Source organism: Desulfovibrio desulfopostgatei (genome assembly GCF_053570645.1).
This window is the reverse complement of record NZ_JBRBQS010000002.1, coordinates 3,000,186-3,017,258: the sequence shown is the minus strand read 5'-3', so window position 1 is coordinate 3,017,258 and position 17,073 is coordinate 3,000,186. Positions and strand designations below refer to the sequence as shown.

General features: G+C 57.2%; 9 protein-coding genes. 6 read left to right on the top strand and 3 right to left on the bottom strand.

What is annotated here, in order from left to right:
• Nucleotides 1–53: 53 nt before the first annotated feature.
• The 6 genes from ACUZ9Q_RS13125 (at nucleotide 54) to ACUZ9Q_RS13100 (ending at nucleotide 7,460) form a co-directional block, all read left to right on the top strand.
• Nucleotides 54–614, top strand: coding sequence for a TorD/DmsD family molecular chaperone (locus ACUZ9Q_RS13125; RefSeq protein ID WP_449248022.1), 561 nt, complete (start codon nucleotides 54–56; stop codon nucleotides 612–614).
• Nucleotides 607–2,877, top strand: coding sequence for a molybdopterin-dependent oxidoreductase (locus tag ACUZ9Q_RS13120; RefSeq protein WP_449248021.1), 2,271 nt, complete (start codon nucleotides 607–609; stop codon nucleotides 2,875–2,877). The genes ACUZ9Q_RS13125 and ACUZ9Q_RS13120 overlap by 8 nt, the downstream gene beginning before the upstream one ends.
• Complete coding sequence (locus tag ACUZ9Q_RS13115; RefSeq protein WP_022659675.1) at nucleotides 2,874–3,431, top strand: 4Fe-4S dicluster domain-containing protein; 558 nt, start codon at nucleotides 2,874–2,876, stop codon at nucleotides 3,429–3,431. The genes ACUZ9Q_RS13120 and ACUZ9Q_RS13115 overlap by 4 nt, the downstream gene beginning before the upstream one ends.
• 4 nt (nucleotides 3,432–3,435) lie before the next feature.
• Nucleotides 3,436–4,224, top strand: a complete 789-nt coding sequence (locus ACUZ9Q_RS13110; RefSeq protein WP_192112666.1) for a DmsC/YnfH family molybdoenzyme membrane anchor subunit — start codon at nucleotides 3,436–3,438, stop codon at nucleotides 4,222–4,224.
• Between the two features lie 260 nt (nucleotides 4,225–4,484).
• Nucleotides 4,485–6,059 (top strand): alkaline phosphatase, encoded by a 1,575-nt coding sequence (locus ACUZ9Q_RS13105; RefSeq protein WP_449248020.1) that lies wholly within the window; start codon nucleotides 4,485–4,487, stop codon nucleotides 6,057–6,059.
• A 225-nt stretch (nucleotides 6,060–6,284) separates the two neighbouring features.
• Nucleotides 6,285–7,460 (top strand): YibE/F family protein, encoded by a 1,176-nt coding sequence (locus ACUZ9Q_RS13100; protein WP_449248144.1) that lies wholly within the window; start codon nucleotides 6,285–6,287, stop codon nucleotides 7,458–7,460.
• Nucleotides 7,461–7,535: 75 nt separating this feature from the next.
• Here ACUZ9Q_RS13100 and ACUZ9Q_RS13095 read toward each other — a convergent pair whose 3' ends face one another.
• The 3 genes from ACUZ9Q_RS13095 to ACUZ9Q_RS13085 form a co-directional block, all read right to left on the bottom strand.
• A complete protein-coding gene (locus ACUZ9Q_RS13095; protein ID WP_449248019.1) occupies nucleotides 7,536–11,510 on the bottom strand; it encodes a PAS domain-containing protein in 3,975 nt (1,324 codons plus the stop codon).
• A gap of 225 nt (nucleotides 11,511–11,735) precedes the next feature.
• Nucleotides 11,736–13,973, bottom strand: a complete 2,238-nt coding sequence (locus ACUZ9Q_RS13090) for a methyl-accepting chemotaxis protein (RefSeq protein ID WP_449248018.1) — start codon at nucleotides 13,971–13,973, stop codon at nucleotides 11,736–11,738.
• A 697-nt stretch (nucleotides 13,974–14,670) separates the two neighbouring features.
• Nucleotides 14,671–16,431: a methyl-accepting chemotaxis protein gene (locus tag ACUZ9Q_RS13085; RefSeq protein ID WP_449248143.1), complete on the bottom strand. Its 1,761-nt coding sequence runs from the start codon at nucleotides 16,429–16,431 to the stop codon at nucleotides 14,671–14,673.
• Nucleotides 16,432–17,073 lie beyond the last annotated feature (642 nt).

Sequence of the window (17,073 nt, the reverse complement as noted above, 5' to 3'; positions counted from 1 at the left end):
CGTATCAAAATGCTCGTGATGCCCCGCTTGAGGCATCCTGCCCGGAGGCTTGAATGTCCCCATCGTTACCAGAAATGCAGACCCTGGCTCAGGCCTTGCGCGACTTTTTCAGCAGCACAAATGCTGAGGCGCTGGCTGCGGCGGCCACGCGCTTTGCGCCCGTGGAAATCCTGCCCGACAGCATAAACTGGCAGGCGGAAGAATACGCCTTTAACCGGCTGTTTGTGGGGCCGCAGGCCGTGCCCGCGCCGCCCTACGCCTCGGTGTATCTGGAGGCGGAACCTCGGCTTATGGGCAATGCCGCGGCAGACATGCGCGAAATGCTGCAAGCCCTTGGCCTTGCCGCGCCGGAGGGCCAGCCGGACGACTTTATCGCCTGCGAGTTGGAGGTCTGGATGATGCTGACCTTGCTGCTGCGCCCCGAGCGCGGTGAGCACTTGCGCGCCCATGCCTGCGAAGCCCTTGCCTGGCTTGTGGATGAGCACATGGCGCGGTGGCTCCCCGCATTTGTGGAAAGGGCAGGGACGGACGCGCCCACGCCCGCAATACAGGCGGCTCTGCGCTGTCTTGAATATTGGCTGCGTCATTGCACGCAAAGGAGTATGTATGCATAAATCTGATTGCTCAAAAGAACGGCGCGGCTTCCTTAAAGGATTGCTGGCGACCGGGGCTGCGGGCGCGCTTGGCGGCGTTTCCGGTTCGCTGCTCCTGCCTGCGCGCAGCGAGGCAAAACCCTTTGACCCCTCGGCCTATCAGGTGTTTCGCAACGCCTGCCCCCGCAACTGCTACGATACATGCAGCATTAAGACCTACGTCAAGGACGGCATCGTGCAGTTTGTGGAGGGCGCGCCGGAATCCTCTTTCACTCAGGGGGCCTTGTGCGTAAAGGGCTATTCCTACCCCCGGCGGGTCTACAGCCCTGACCGCATCAAGTATCCCATGATTCAGGAGGGCCGCGGCTCGGGCAACTGGCGCAGAATCAGCTGGGACGAGGCCATGGACCGGATTTCAGACAAGATTCTGGAGTTGAAGAAAAAGGACGGCAACCTGCTGGGGCTGGGCCTTACCAAGTATTCCGGCAACTTCGGCATCACCAACTACGGCGTGGAAGGCATGATGTCTTCCCTCGGCTACACCAGCCGCTTTGTGGGCACGCCCTGCTGGCCTGCGGGCATTGACGCCCAGAACTATGATTTTGGCGACATGTGGTGCAACGACCCGGAAGATATGGTCAAGGCCAAGTATATCATCGTGTGGGGCGCAAACCCGGCGTGGTGTTCCATGCACTCCATGAAGTACATCTACGAGGCCCGGCAGAAGGGCGCCAAGGTGGTGGTTATTGACCCCATCTTTACCCAGACTGCGGCCAAGGGCGATGTGTACTGGCAGGTGCGCGCTGGCGGCGATGGGGCCCTTGCGCTCGGCATGGCCCGCCATCTGCTGGATGCCGGACTTGTGGATCAGGATTTTGTCAAAAACCGGGCCGTGGGTTTTGACGAATTTGCGGCCTACCTGCGGGCCAACGTCACCGTGGAGTGGGCGGCGCAGGTTTCTGGCGTACCCGCCCATGAAATCCGCGCGGTGACGGAAGAATTTGCTTCGGCCCACCCCGCGACAGTGTGGATTGGCTACGGTATGCAGCGCCACACCAACGGCGGGGCCATGGTGCGCGCCGTGGATGCCTTTGTGGCCATGACAGGCAACGTGGGCGTTGAGGGCGGCGGCGCACGCTACGGGCATTTGCAAACCTGGGGTTTCAACTACCACGCCATGACGCAGCAGCGCCCCGTAGGCTCCAAGGGTTTTGTGGGCGGCGGCGGCCCCAAGGGCGAGTTTGACTTTGGCGGCGGGGAAAAGGCCGCCTATACCGACCGCTCGCTGAACATCAACAGGATTGCCCAGGAAATTCTGGATGCCAAGGATCCCGAGCTGAAAATGCTCTGGATATCCTGCAAAAATCCCTTTGCGCAGGATTTTGATCGCAACAAGCTGGAACGGGCTTTCAAAAAGCTGGATATGGTTGTCTCCGTTGAGCAGTTCTTTACGGAAACCGTGCGCCATTCCGACATCGTGTTGCCGGTGACAACGCTTTTTGAGGAATGGACGATCAACGTATCTTACTGGCACTACTGGCTTTCGCTCAACGAGCAGGCCATCAAGCCCATGCACGAGGCGCGCTCGAACATCGAAATCGCGGCGGCCCTCTCCCGCGCCATGAACCGCAAGGAAGCCGGGTCGTGCACCTTTCCGCAGGAAGTGGACGGCAAGGAATGGATGGCAAAGGAATGCAACAAGGGCATTTACGACCTGTTTGGCATCCCGGGCTGGGAGGCGCTGCGCCAGGGGCCGGTCAAGGCCAAACGCAAATCCTCTGCCGCATGGCCGGAGCGTACCTTCAAAACTCCCTCGGGCAAGTACGAGTTCAAGTCCGACCTCTGCGCCAAGAACGGCTTCAAGGCCCTGCCAGAATTTGTGGAAGGGCGCAAGGCCTCCGGGCCGTTCCGGCTGCTGACCCCGCATGTGCAGTTTGGCCTGCATTCCCAGTTTATCAATCTGGACTGGATGGAAAACTTCTATCCCGAGCCGTATGTCTACATCCACCCCAAGGCGGCGCAGGAGCGCGGCATCAGGGATATGGGCATGGTCAAGGTATTCAACGGCATTGGCGAGGTGCGGCTGCGGGCGCGGCTCAGCACCAACGTTGCCGCGGATTGTCTGGTCATGTACGAGGCATGGTTCCGCAAGCTCGACTTTAACGTGCAGAATGTTGTGGACGATTGCCCGTCAGACATGGGGGCCATGAAAACCGGTTCGCCGGGTGTTGCCATTCACGATCAGTTTGCAGACGTGGTTGCGGTGAACGGAGGCTTGGCATGAGTAAAAGACGCGCGTTCTTGATGGATATGGATAAGTGCATTGGCTGCCGCTCTTGCGCCATGGCCTGCAAAAACTTCAACCAGCTGGAGCCGGATATGGTCTGGCGGCAGGTGTATCCGCTGGACGAGGCCATTTATCCGCACCACGACAGGGCCTTTCTCTCGCTGGCGTGCAACCATTGCGAGCATCCCGCCTGTATGGATGCCTGCCCAACGTCTTCGTACGAAAAGCGGCCTGACGGCGTGGTCGTGCACCACAAGGAAACCTGCATCGGCTGCACCAACTGCATCCGCTCCTGCCCTTACGGCGCGCCGCGTTTCAACAAGGCAGAAAAGCACGCGGAAAAATGCAGCATGTGCCATGAGCGCCTGGATGCCGGACTGTTGCCCGCCTGCGTGCAGGGTTGCCCCACTGGCGCGCTGGAGCTTGTGGATCTGGAGCAGTTTGACGACACCAACGCCGTGCAGAATCCGGCTGGCTATCCCGCCATGCCGCGCCTTAATCCTTCCACCCGGTTTATCCTGCCCAGGATGCCGCGTCAGGTCAGGGGGTAAAACCATGCATTACGAATTCCCTCTTGTCTTCTTTACGGTGCTTACCCAGCTTGCCGTGGGCATGGCCGTATTTGCGGCTTTTGGAATGCTGCGCCCGGCTGACAAGGCTGTAAGCACGGCCCCCGGACAGGCCGCAGGGGTTGGCCCTTTTGGCGGTAAGGAATGGTACGTTGTGGCCGGTGCCGCCCTGCTTGGGCTAGCGGCTTCCATGCTGCATCTGGCCCAGCCCTGGCGCGCCGCAACGGCGCTCACCAACATGGGCGGCTCCTGGCTCAGCAGGGAAGGGCTGGTATTCGGCCTGTTCGCCGCGCTGGCCTGCCTTTGCTGCTTCAAGCCTTCGCGCCTGCTGTGCGCGCTTACTGCCGTGGCGGGGCTTGCGGGCATCATCATGCAGGGCATGACCTATGCCGTCATTTCCATGCCTGCCATCAGCAACGGCGTACCCATGTTGCTCTTTGCCCTCACCAGCCTTTCACTGGGCGCGGCCTTTGCGCAAAACCGGGTTGGGGTGCTGCGGGTGTTTCTGGGCATGCTCATGGCGGTGCTGCTGATTGTGCCCTGCGTGTGGGCCTCCGGCGGTACGATTATGCAGGCCACGGCCCATGCATGGCTGGCTTCCCCCCTGTTCTGGGGCGGGCTGGCGCTGCTGGGCGCGGCCTTTGGGCTGACGTACGCTGCGCGGCAACGCGCCTGCGCGCTTGGCCTGCTGGTGCTCTGCGCCGTGCTGCTCAGCCGTATTGTCTTTTTCAAGGATACCATCCACACCGCAACAGGCCTTGGTTTGCCCTATTAACTGGGTGGCAACGCCTTATGTGAACGGCCTGTCCGCAGTTGCGGGCAGGCCGTTTTTGCGTTGCCTTGCTTGTCAAAGCTGCGGTAACAGGTTGTACCGCGCCCGTCACGCAACATGCGTCTGCCCGTAACGCAGGCGTCACCCGCATGGGCGAGCGTTAGCCCATTGCAGAGCCCGCAGGCAGCCTTGTATGGTTTTGGGGAAGGCTGGCCGATTTTCGGGGGCTTTCCACCATCGCATTCATGCAGGAGGTTCGGGTCATGGCCCAGTTTCGTTGGCACAATGCTGCTCGCGCGGCTTTTGTTCTTTGCGTCATGCTGTTCGGCTTTATGGGGGTTGCCCACGCAGGGCAGGCCAAGTACGTCATTCTGCTCATAGGCGACGGCATGGGCATGGCCCAGCGCAACGCGGCGGAGTTGTATCTGGCTGCGCAGAAGGGCGACACCACCCCCGGCATCGTCAAGCTCAACATGAGCCAGTTGCCCGTGCAGGGCGCAACCACCACGTATTCCATTGATTCGCTCATTACGGATTCCGCTGCCGCCGGAACCGCCATGGCCTGTGGCGTCAAGACCACCAATCGCGGCCTTGGCGTGGACGGCAAGAACGTGCCCGTGGTTTCCATTGCCGAAATGGCGCGCGACAAGGGCATGAAGGTGGGCATCGTGTCCACCGTGTCGCTCGACCACGCCACGCCCGGTTCTTTTTACGCGCATCAGCCCAGCCGTAAAAATTATTACGAAATTGGCCTTGAACTGGCCGCGAGCCGCATGGATTATTTTGCTGGCGGCGGCTTTCTTGATCCTGCGGGCAAAAAATCCAAGATGGAAGGCGACAAGCGCAACGTGCTGGACGCCATCCGCGCCAATGGGTTCCACTATGTGAACAGCGCGCAGGATTTTCGCTCGCTCAAGCCCGGCAAGGAGCGCGTGGTGTTCGTCAATCCGCGCCTCCAGGACGAATCAGCCATGACCTACGCCATGGATGCCGCCAAGGACGATGTTTCGCTGGCCGAGATGTCGCGCAAGGGCTTTGAACTGCTGGATAATCCCAAAGGCTTTTTCATGATGATCGAAGGCGGCAAGGTTGACTGGGCCTGCCATGCCAACGACGCCGTAAGCTCCATTACCGATGTGCTGGCGTTTGACGCCGCCGTGGCCGAGGCCATGCAGTTCATGCGCAACCACCCGGATGACACCCTGGTCATTGTTACGGGCGACCACGAAACCGGCGGCATGTCCATCGGTTTTGCGGGCACCAAGTACGATTCGTACCACACCCGCCTGAAAAACCAGAAGATATCCTACGTGGCCTTTGACGAAAAATTCAACGCCTTCCGCAAGGCCAATCCGCAGGCAAAGCTGGAAGACGTGCTGCCGCTGGTGAAGGAAAACTTTGGCCTTGTGGTGCTTTCTGATGCGGAAGCCGCCGCCCTGCCCAAGGATGGCGACGCCGCAGGCATGGTGCTGAAACCCTACGAGGAGGACGAACTGCGCGCGGCCTTTGAGCGCAGCATGAAGGGCGGCGACCGCAAGAATCTTTCGGATCAGGATTACCTGCTCTACGGCGAGTATGAGCCGTTCACTGTTACCCTTACCCATCTGCTCAACCAGAAGTCGGGCATCGCGTGGACAACGTATTCCCACACGGGCGTTCCGGTGCTGACCTCTGCCGGGGGCGTGGGCGCTGAGCGCTTTGGCGGGTTTTACGACAATACAGACATCTTTGCCCGCATGGCCGAAATCATGGGGATGAAAAAATCCTCCGCCGCAGTCAGCCCTGCCGTAAATACCGTTGTAAGCCCGGCAGTCAGCCTGGCGACAGCCGCTAACTAACGAAGCCTTGGCACAAGACTGGCGTAGTGTTGCAGGCCGGGCGGCGGGGCTATATGCCTGCTGTCCGGCCTGTTTGTTATGGCGTTAAAAGGGCAAAGGCGCGAGTGCAGCACAGGAGTCATCATGGCGCAGCAGAGTGAAGAAAACGAATTTTCGGGCAACACGGCGGATGTAACCGGGGCAGATCAGGCGCATCCGCAAATACAGGCTCAATCGTTGGCCCCGATGCCGATTGGGGCCGCCGCAGGGCATATGCCCTTGCGCTCCACCCGGCGCGATGCCCTGCTGTGCGTGGTGTTAGGGCTGGCCTGTCTTGCGCTGTATCTGCTGCCCACTGGTTTTGAAAACCGCCTGCCGGATAATGCGGTGCGCTGCCGTGCAACGGTGCTGAGCGTGGACAACGAGCGGGTGCACCAGTACGGCATTGTGCGCATGGGTACGCAATATGTGACCATGCGCGCCATCGATGGCCCCTATGCAGGGCAGACATGGCAGGCGGGCAACGATCTGGTGGGCAAGATGGAGCTGGATAAAGTATTCGCCCCCGGCGACACAGCCCTGATGGTGCTTACCCTGCGTGATGGCAAGGTGGCCGATGCCGTGGCGCAGGATCACTACCGGCTGCAGACGCAAGCCGTGGCCTTTGGCATATTTGCCCTGTTGCTGCTGGCCTTTGCCGGGGCCACAGGCCTCAAGGCTTTGCTCTCCTTTGTGTTTTCTGCCCTGATGATCTGGAAGGCGCTGGTTCCGGCCCTGCTGCGCGATGTAGATCCCATACTGCTGGGGCTGGGTGTCACCACTGCCATAACAGCCGCAACCATCCTGCTTGTGGGCGGCATGAACCGGCGCGGGCTGGCTGCATGGCTCGGCTCCCTGCTGGGCATTGGCACCACCTGTGCGCTTGCGCTGGCTTTTGCAGGGCCGTTCCAGTTGCACGGGGCCGTGCGCCCCTATGCGGAAACCGTGCTCTATTCCGGCTATCCGCATCTGAACATGACGCGCATCTTTCTTGCCAGCATATTCATGGCTTCTTCTGGCGCGCTGATGGATCTTGCCATGGATGTGGCTGCCAGCATGGCCGAGCTGGCGGCGCAGAATCCGGGCATTTCGCGCCGTGCGGCGCTGGCCTCGGGCCTGCGTGTGGGCCGCGCCGTTGTGGGCACCATGACCACAACCCTGCTGCTGGCCTATTCCGGCGGCTACATAGCCACCTTGATGCTGTTCATGGCGCAGGGCATCCCGCTGGAAAACGCCCTCAACCTGCCCTTTGTTTCCGCTGAAATAATGAACACATTGGTGGGCAGCATCGGGCTTGTGACGGTTGCGCCCTTTACCGCGCTCACAGGCACATGGCTGCTCATACGGCCCGGGCACGCAAACAGCGCCAGCGCCGGGGCCTGAGGCATCGGGGCAGCGCGGCAAAAGTAGCGCTTCAACAGTACAGAGGGAACAGTGCGAAGGGCGAGGAGGCGGTTCCTACAAATCGATTGTTTGCTGTAGTCTGTCCCCACCGGATTTGCGGCACCAGCGCATGGCAACTTCTGTCAGAGCCGTGGGGTCGATGGGCTTGGAAATGTGGTCGTTCATGCCCGCCTTGAGGCATTTTTCCCTGTCGCCCACCATGCCGTGAGCTGTGAGGGCAATGATGGGCAAATGGCGGAACCCTGGTGTGGCGCGTACCATGCGTGTTGCCTCAAATCCGTCCATTTCGGGCATCTGTATGTCCATGAAAACAGCCGCGTACGCACCCTTGTAGATCATATCCACGGCAATGCGTCCATTATCGGCGATATCCACCACAAGGCCCATGCCTTCCAGCAGCTCCTTGGCGACAATCTGGTTGATTTCATTATCTTCAGCCAAAAGCACACGCTGGCCTTCCAGCCCCTCTATAAACCTCGGCAGCTCGTTGCCGGCCAGCAGGTTGTCTTCTGCCGGCTGGTTGCGGCGCGTGGCCTCCTGAATGGCGCGCAGCAGCGTTGTTCTGCAAACAGGTTTGCAGAGAACATGATTGATGCCCAGGGCGGTTGCCTGCGTATTGAGTTTGCCCAGATTGTGAATCCCGGTCAGGATAATGACGGGCATGTTCTGCAATTTTTTAATCCGCGCTGCGGCTTTCAGATTGATTTTTTCAGACTGCTTGCAATCAATCAGCGCTACCTCGTAGGCCATGCCTGCCTTGGCGGCTTTTGCGGCAACGCGCGCACCCTGTGTGCAGTCTGCTGCCTCGCCGTATTGCAGCCCAAGGCCTGCGAGGGTTTGCCCCAGTTTCTCCCTCTGGGCGCTGTCGCTGTTGACCACAAGGGCGCGCAGGCCAGAGAGTTCCTGCACCTCCGGCAGTGTGGCATGCCCAGCCGGGGGCAGGTCAAAGGATGCGGTAAATAGAAATGTGCTGCCCTGATCGGGCGTGCTTTCGACCGTGATAGTGCCACCCATCATTTCCACAAGCCTTTTGGAAATGGAAAGCCCCAGACCTGTGCCGCCGAACCTCCGTGTTGTGGACATATCGGCCTGCGAGAATGCGTGGAACAGCTTTTGTTTCTGCTCTTCCGACATGCCGACGCCAGTGTCGCGGATGCTGAAAAGCAGGGTTATTTTGTTGCCCACGGCACCACACCGCTGCACCCGCACGCAAACCTCGCCCTGATCAGTAAACTTGATGGCGTTGCCCACAAGGTTGATAAGCACCTGCCCCAGCCGCAGAGGATCGCCCATGAGGGTGAAGGGAACGTCCGGCTCCACGTCAATCAGCAGTTCGACCTTGCTTTCAGCCAGTTTGACAATATCGAGGCTTGCCAGCCCTTGCAGCACTTCGTCCAGCTCAAAGCCCACATTCTCAATATCCATGCGGCCCGCTTCAATCTTTGAAAAATCCAGAATATCATTGATGATGCGCAGCAGTGATTTGGCGGAATCCTTGATGCTGGAGAGGTAGCTGTGCTGCTTGCCCGTGAGCTTGGTTTGCAGGGCGAGATAGGCCATGCCGATAACGGCGTTCATGGGGGTGCGGATTTCGTGGCTCATGTTCGCCAGAAATTCGCTCTTGGCGCGGTTGGCTTCTTCCGCAGCCAGGGCAGCCTGTTGCATGGCCCGCTGGCTTTTTACAAGCTCTGTAACGTCGCGGCAGTCTTCAATGGCCCCCAGCAGTTCTCCTTCGGGCGAAAGAAAGGGCGTAGCCACAACATCGCAGTAAATCTCATCGCCGTTCTTGCGGCGGCGCATAGTGGTTTCCGCAGCTTTGGGAGCGCCGTTCAGCACTCGTGTAACCGCGCAGGTGGCGCATTTTTCGGAATTTTGCGTGTAGTCGGAACAGCGGACGCCGATCACTTCCTCACGGCAGAATCCGTGCAGCTTCAGAAAAGCGTCATTGGCCTGCAAGACAATGTGATTGGTGTCCAGCACGCGCATGGCGCTGCCCGCAGCGTTGAATATCTGGGCCATCTCTGTCTGCGTGCGCAGGGCCTGCCGCTCGGCCTTGCGTCGCTCAGTAATGTCTGTGGCTGTAATGACAATGCCAAAGATGTTGCCGTTGTCGTCCTTGAGCGGAACCTTGCAGGTGTCAAGATCCCGCAGGTCGCCGCTGGCATTGCGGTAGGATTCTTCACTGGTAAGCGGCTCCCCGGTTTTCAGAACTTCTGCATCAGCAAGTGTTGCGGTAGCGGCAATTTCCGGGGGCAGGTTGTCTTCGTTCTGTTTGCCGATCATGTCCTCTGCCGGACGGCCTATAAAGCGCTCAAACTGGCGGTTGACCAGTATATATCTGCCAGCCGTGTCAATCAGCATGACCATGCTTGGCTGGTTGTCCATAACCGTTTTAAGCTGCCTCTCCCGTTGGCGCAGGGTGCTTAAGGCAATCTGGGTGGCCTGGCTTTCGCGCGCAAGTCTGTGGTTGGCAATCAGTATTACACACAAAAAACTGCCAACAAGCAGGGCAACCACGCCGCCCACCTGTTTGATGCGTTCCCAGTCTATGTCCTTTTCAAGCCGCAGGCTGCCCCAGCGTTGGGCCATTTCCAGCAGGTTGGTGTAGGGGATGCTCTCGTAGGCTTTTTCAAAAATTCTGGGGAGTTCTGGCCAGTCAGAGCGAAAGGCAATTTGCGCAGCATAGCGCAGATCGGGCAGCCGGGTATGCCTGAGATCGTTACGCTCGCCATTGGTCAGAAAAAAACTGACGGATACAGAAAGGCCCACCACAGCATCGTAGCGCCCTGATCGCAGCCCATTAAGGGCGTCGTCCATGACCTGCAAGGGAACCACAATGGCGTTGGGCACGAGTTTTTCCAACTGGATTGCAACGCCGGGGTATGCCAGCACGGCTACGGTCTTTTTTGCCAGGTCACGGGGGCTGGTAACGGAAAAACCCGCATTGGCCCTGGTAACCACATCCAGCGGCAGATAGAACAACAGGCTGTGCTGGTGCGTATTTTCGTGCACTGGCGGGAGTTTTTCGCTGAAAGGCACCACGTCTATCTGCTGGGTTGCCAGATCTGTGCTCAGGTTCCGGGTAGAAGCTTCGGGATGGGGGACAATTTCCACGCCCAGAATCCCTGCGACAGCCCGCAAAATATCAGCGCTGATGCCGTCAAACTGCCCCTGTTTATTGGTAAAGGCGAGGGGTGCCCCGTCTTTAAGAAACCCAACGCGCCAGCGTGAATGCGTTTCAAGCCACTGGCGTTCATGCGTGCTGAGGTTCAGGGGGCGGCGCACCCTGTTTGTTTCGCGCATGGCGGGTACGCGCACCCAGTATTCCTCAAGGGCGATGAGTTCCGCTCGGGGAATCTGGGCCATGCCCTGTTCCACAAGTTCCAGAGTGTCCATATCGCCTTTGCGCACGCCGGGCCGGAGTGTGTCTTCCAGCAGGGGGAAAGGCTCGGTGGAAAATTTTTCGTTGAGTCCCAGGCGGTCGATGGCACTGATAAGCGGCAAGAGTGGCCCGGCAACGCCTTGAGCCAGGCCGCCGCCCACAGCCATGATCATGTCCTTGAAGGATGCCAGCGACAAAAGACGCAGTGTGGGGTAGCGGGTGCGCAGGTGCGTTTCAAGGATGGTGCCCTTGAGGGTGGCGATAACCGGCGCCGGAGTGCTGTCCATATCGGCGTTGGCGCCCGAAGCCATAATGATCACGCCGCGCGAGGGAAAGAGCGCTGGGCCGAAATCCAGCAGCAGGGAGCGGGTGGCGGAGCGAAAAAGTCCGCCATGGATTTGCGATTGACCGGAGCGGACATCGGTCAGCAAGTCAGGCCATTCCCCCATGCGAAATTTGATATCTCGCCCGACCTTCTCGCCCCACAGTCGCCAGATATCCACAAGCAGGCCAGATGGCTCACCAAACATGGATACAAAGGAATAAGGCTCGTTTTCACGGGGAAGGGAAACAATGATCGGGTTTTGGCTGTCGGCTGCCAGAGCGCGGGAAGGAACTGCGGCGGTCGTAATGGATGCGATCGCCATAAAAAGCAAAATTCCAGCAATAAAGCCGCGCATAGAATTCCTGGGCCGTTGGAGTTGCATGTCTGTCAGGCTTGCCAGCAGTTTCAAAATATTATTTCAAAAAATGCAGCATCGCTGATTGGAAAATTCTCTCCTAGTTTAATGCAGTGAAAGTGAAGGTGTGTCAATGGCTTGCCCAGCCTCAGCGAGAGGAAGGGCCGGGCAAGCCATTATGTATTACATTGATTATTTCTGTGTTTTCATTTCGTGAATGAGGTTTTGCAGTACTTTTGACTGTTGCGCAAGTTCAGACACGGCGCTTGATGCCTGTTCCATTGCCTGCGCTGTTTCAGCAGAAATTGCAGAAACCTGTTCAACAGACTTGTTGATTTCTTCACTTGCTGCAGATTGCTGCTCGCTTGCAGTAGCAATCGACTGCACCTGGTCGTTAACCTGTTCAACGAGGTTGAATATCTGGCTCAAGGCTTCGCCGGAACGTACGGAAAGGTCTGTAGCGCTTTCGATGGTTACGGCAGCCTTGTCCACGTTGGCAATGTTTTTGCGGGTGCCTTCCTGAATGTCGCGGATGGCCTGTCCCACTTCCTGCGTGGCGGCCATGGTCTTTTCCGCCAGTTTGCGCACTTCATCGGCCACAACCGCAAATCCGCGTCCGGCATCGCCAGCGCGGGCGGCCTCAATGGCGGCGTTAAGGGCCAGCAGGTTGGTCTGGTCGGCAATGTCGGCGATCACGTTCATGATCTGGCCAATGCCTTCGGCCTGCTTGCCAAGGGCGTTCATGTCTTCCTTGATGGCCAGCGACTGATCCCGAACAGTTTCAATGCCCTTGACCGCATCGCTGACAATATTGGAGCCCTCAAGGGCCTTTTGCTTGGTCTGGGTGGAGGCATCCGCTGCCTGCTGCGCGTTGCGGGCCACTTCAAGCACGGTGGCGTTCATTTCTTCCATGGCTGTGGCGGTTTCGCGCACCCGTCCAGACTGCTCGTCCGCGCCGCGGCTCGATTGCTCAATCTGGGATGAAAGCTGCTGCGAGGCCGCAGTGACGATTTCCACCACGCCTTCAAGCTGCCCGGCAGCGTGCAGCATGCCCTCGGCCTTGGCACGTTCGGCCTGGGCCTTGGCGGCGTGGGCCTCCTCCATGGCGGCCTGCGCTTCTTTCATTGCTTTTTGAGCTTCCTCGCCCTTGGCGTGCGCCTCCGCGATCATTGCTTGCAGATTGGCGACCATTGTGCGCAGAGAGTTGGCCAGTACGCCGATTTCATCCTGCTGGTTCACCACCAGTTCTCGGCTGAAATCACCTGCGGCCACGCCTTCGGCGTAGTCCTTGGCCCTGATGAGCGGCCGCGTAAGCGAGCCCGCAAAGAACCACAGGCAGATTATGCCCAGCAGGGCCACGCCTGCGCCCACCATGATCTGATTCAAGGCATCGTTCTTGGCGCGCTCGTTGAGTTGCGCCTCAAGGGCATCGGCATCAGCCAGCACAACATCTCTGGGCAACCTGACAAGTACGGACCAGAATTTGCCAGAGCGGCCAAGTTTCACCGGGGCGTATGCCACAATGGATTTGCCGTCCACGCTTAACCCGGCATAGGCCTTGCCTTCACGCACGTTGGGCATGACCTTGTCCGCATTGGGCAAGCCGTTGCTCAATGCTTTGCCGACCATTGAGGCGTCGCCGCTGTTGGCAACTACCAGACCGTCATAGCTGATAATGAATACATCGCCCTTGCCGCCGTAGATTTTGGCATCAACATCTTCTGCCATCTTCTGCAAGAAGGTGAGGCGCAGGTCTGTGCCGGAAACGCCAAGGAACTTGTTGTTTTCCTTGACGGGCACGGAGATTGTGGTCAGCCACTCTGTTTTGCCCTGCACAATGTAGGGGAAGGGGTCAAGCACGCTTTCCTTGCCGGTTTCCCTGGGGCCAAGGTACCAGCCGCCCTTGCGTACGCCGTTGGCGTGCTTGGCATCGCTTTCGTACTCCACCAGAGCCTGTCGGCTGATCTTGCCTGTTTCATCGCGGTTCCAGTACGTAATAAATCGGCCCGAAGCATCGTGGGCTTCTGTATTGGCGTACAGGGCATCCATGCCGTCAAGGGCGTTTGGCTCCCATGCGGAATATGAACCCAGATATGTGGGGTTGTTATCAAGGTTGGCGCGTAGAATTTTAACAAAAAGATCGCGCAGGTGCTCGCTGCCGAGATTGGCGCGCAACACCTCGAAAATCTTTCCTGTTGTGCGGGCGGTGTCAATGTTGTCCTGAAGGGCAGTTTCCACAACGGAGGCCCTGTCAGAAACCAGAGATTCAAGTGATGAAATGGCGCTTTTTTCCAGAAGTTGCGAAACGCGGTTGGAAACAAACTCCTTGGTGTTGCTGGTGGAGTACAGCCCGAAAGCCATCAGTATGGCAGCCGTGGCAATCAGCCCAAGACCCGCAGCCAGCGCAATTTTTTGCTTGATAGAACGCATAAGTCCTTGCCCCCCTGAGATTGGCGCCGAAAGATCGGCACAGGATTGTACCTCTATGCTATGAACAAAATTATTATTTTATTGAGCGTTCAACCAACAGGAATCGGTATTCAACTAACTTATCGGCTGATTATGCAATAAGATTAGAGCGAAGAATATGGCTTGTAAAGAATGTAATTGGTTGAAGATGGTTGTAAGGGTGTGTAAAAAAAATTAACGAAATCGTATTTGTAATTAAATTGTTTAAGAAAGATGAATTAATTGAAGTTTTGTTTGTAGTAAATGTAGATTTGAGAGTTTGAAAAAATATTGTGAATGTAGAATCTGTATAGTAGCGGCATAATATCTAACGGCAGAGTGGAGTTTAACAATTGGGGATTGTGCTATTGTGGCGCTATGATACATTTTTGTATCTGATGCCATTGCGGCATCGGAGGAAGGCGGGCCACCATAGCAAAAAACGCCGGGAGAATTGGCGTTTGTGTTTGATCATGTCAACGCAACGGGGAAGCAGGAGCCAGCTACGCCCCTGCTGCGCGAGGACATATGGCGAGCGAGTTTTTTACCTTAACTCGTAGTCATGCCGCCAGTGGCGGGGCAAACCCCGCAAAACGGAGTTTGCCCGAAAGGCGACTGCAAAGCCGGAGGCAGGCGGTTGCAACAGGTGATTCTGCACGGTGTAAAGCAGCAGTTCTGCCTATGCGGCTTCACCCTGAGCCTTCATTTCAGAAATAAGGCGTTGCAGTACCTGTGATTGCTCCAGTAATTCGGAAACAGCGCGCGAGGCCTGTTCCATGGCCTGGGCGGTTTCGGCAGAAATGGTGGCGACCTGTTCCACTGACTGGTTGATTTCCTCACTGGCGGCGGACTGTTCTTCGCTGGCAGTGGCGATGGACTGCACCTGATCGTTTACGTGTTCCACAAGGGTGAGAATCTGTTGCAGGGAATCGCCTGATTTTACAGAAAGGGTGGTGGCGCTTTCAATAGACGTCGCCGACTTGTCCACGTTTTCAATATTCTTGCGGGTGCCTTCCTGAATATCGCGGATAGCCTGCCCGACCTCCTGCGTGGCGGACATGGTTTTTTCCGCCAGTTTGCGCACTTCGTCAGCAACCACGGCAAACCCGCGCCCGGCATCGCCCGCACGTGCCGCCTCAATGGCCGCATTTAGGGCCAGCAGGTTGGTCTGGTCTGCAATGTCGGCGATCACGTTCATGACCTGGCCAATGCCTTCAGCCTGCTTGCCGAGGGCATTCATGTCTTCCTTGATGGCCAGCGACTGATTCCGGACAGTTTCAATGCCCTTGACCGCATCGCTGACTATGTTGGAACCTTCAAGGGCCTTTTGCTTGGTCTGGGTGGAGGCGTCCGCCGCCTGCTGTGCGTTGCGGGCCACTTCAAGCACGGTGGCGTTCATTTCTTCCATGGCTGTGGCGGTTTCACGCACGCGGCTGGACTGCTCGTCAGCGCCACGGCTGGACTGTTCGATCTGGGCGGAAAGCTGCTCGGAGGCCGTGTTGACAATGCCCACAACGCTTTCAAGCTGGCGGGCGGCCTGCAACATGCCCTCGGCCTTGGCCCGTTCGGCCTGCTTGCGGGCAGCCTCTGCCTCAAGGGTTGCCTGCTGGGCTTTTTTCGACTCTTCCGCAGCCTCCAGGCCTTTTTGTTCGGCTTCGGCGATCTTGGTTTTCAGCGTGGTCACCATGTTCTTCATGGCGCCAAACACGCCCTGTTCTGTGCGGGCCGGGTCAAAGCGCGCGTCCAGATCTCCACCGGCGATTGCCAGAGCCAGCTTTGAAAGTGAGGCGGGCTCATCGCCCAACTGGCGCAACATGTTGCGGGCCATGGAAAAGCCCAGCCCAAGGCCCACCAGCACAGAGGCAATAATGCCAATGATGGTGATAAGGCGTGAGGTTTCATACATGCGGGTGCTTTCGTGGTTCAGCTCATCAGCGCGCATAAGCTTGAAGTCGACGACCTTCTGAATGTCTTGGGCCAGAATGCCCACAGCTTGCCGGGCCTGTGTGGTGGAAAGCTTTTGCGCCTGCTCGTTCATGGCGGCATCGCTAGTTTTGCCGAGTTCGACAACTCTTTCATGTACTGCAAGCCATGCTTTAACAGACTGGATCATTTTTTCGCAGAGCGCCTTGCCTTCACCCGATGTGAAATATTGGGGCAAGGTTTGCATCTGGACTTCCAGATTTTTTCGTTCCGCAGTGAGTACGTCAAGATATCGCCTTATTTCAGACTCATCGTTCGTCAAAATAATATTTTTTTCTTCTCTTATTAATCTCAATACTGTTATATTGACATCGCGCGCAGCATTAAGACCCTTGACATGTACGTTATACAAATTGTCTATTCCATCAGATAGTCTGCTGAGGCTGCCAACTGAGTATGTACCGATGGCAACTGTAAAGAGTGAAAGAATTAATGACAGCCCAAATAATTTTTGCATAGTCGTAAGCTTAATCATTTTCCCCTCCGCACGATGGATATTGCCAGTTAATGGTGCAGAAGCGTCTGGGGGAACGCTTGTTAATGCAATTTCATTCGGCGCATTTCTGGTTTATCATAGGGTATAATACAAAAAATTTTTCAGTTGTAAATGATATTACATATTATATGCAAATATTTTATATATGATAGTAATCAATATTATAGAGAGGTTGCGTAAGATGAGTTGTTTGAACAGTGCAGACGGCTGATCCGTGAGCATGTGGATATCTTTGAAAAAAACTGGAATTGAGGCGTTCGCCAGAGTACGGAGAAATATTTTGCCCCGGCGGAGGAAAAATGTACGGGCTGCTTGACATATCCTTGCAAACCACGGCAAAGTATTTTTGCCAAAGCTGGGTACCATGCGTGGCGGCAGCAGCCGTATTTGCGCGGGCCAGTGGCGGAGGCCGACCCTGAGCCTCTCATAGACATGACTACTACGCCGAGCCTGCTTCGGGTTCCGGTGTGTCGATAAAAAGGGCTGTCGGCAGCATTGGCTGCTGGACGCTTTTCCTTTTTATTCGCGAAGGTTTCCCCTTCTTTATTCCCCGTCATTGCGGCGCATTGGCGCCTTTTTTCCGCAAACGCGTGAGTGCCGTTT

Bases quoted from the DNA above. Each gene is read 5' to 3' on its own strand.
- ACUZ9Q_RS13090 (WP_449248018.1), bottom strand. From the start codon at position 13,973: ATGCGTTCTATCAAGCAAAAAATTGCGCTGGCTGCGGGTCTTGGGCTG.
- ACUZ9Q_RS13125 (WP_449248022.1), top strand. From the start codon at position 54: ATGTCCCCATCGTTACCAGAAATGCAGACCCTGGCTCAGGCCTTGCGC.
- ACUZ9Q_RS13110 (WP_192112666.1), top strand. From the start codon at position 3,436: ATGCATTACGAATTCCCTCTTGTCTTCTTTACGGTGCTTACCCAGCTT.
- ACUZ9Q_RS13095 (WP_449248019.1), bottom strand. From the start codon at position 11,510: ATGGCGATCGCATCCATTACGACCGCCGCAGTTCCTTCCCGCGCTCTG.
- ACUZ9Q_RS13115 (WP_022659675.1), top strand. From the start codon at position 2,874: ATGAGTAAAAGACGCGCGTTCTTGATGGATATGGATAAGTGCATTGGC.
- ACUZ9Q_RS13105 (WP_449248020.1), top strand. From the start codon at position 4,485: ATGGCCCAGTTTCGTTGGCACAATGCTGCTCGCGCGGCTTTTGTTCTT.
- ACUZ9Q_RS13085 (WP_449248143.1), bottom strand. From the start codon at position 16,431: ATGCAAAAATTATTTGGGCTGTCATTAATTCTTTCACTCTTTACAGTT.
- ACUZ9Q_RS13120 (WP_449248021.1), top strand. From the start codon at position 607: ATGCATAAATCTGATTGCTCAAAAGAACGGCGCGGCTTCCTTAAAGGA.
- ACUZ9Q_RS13100 (WP_449248144.1), top strand. From the start codon at position 6,285: ATGCCGATTGGGGCCGCCGCAGGGCATATGCCCTTGCGCTCCACCCGG.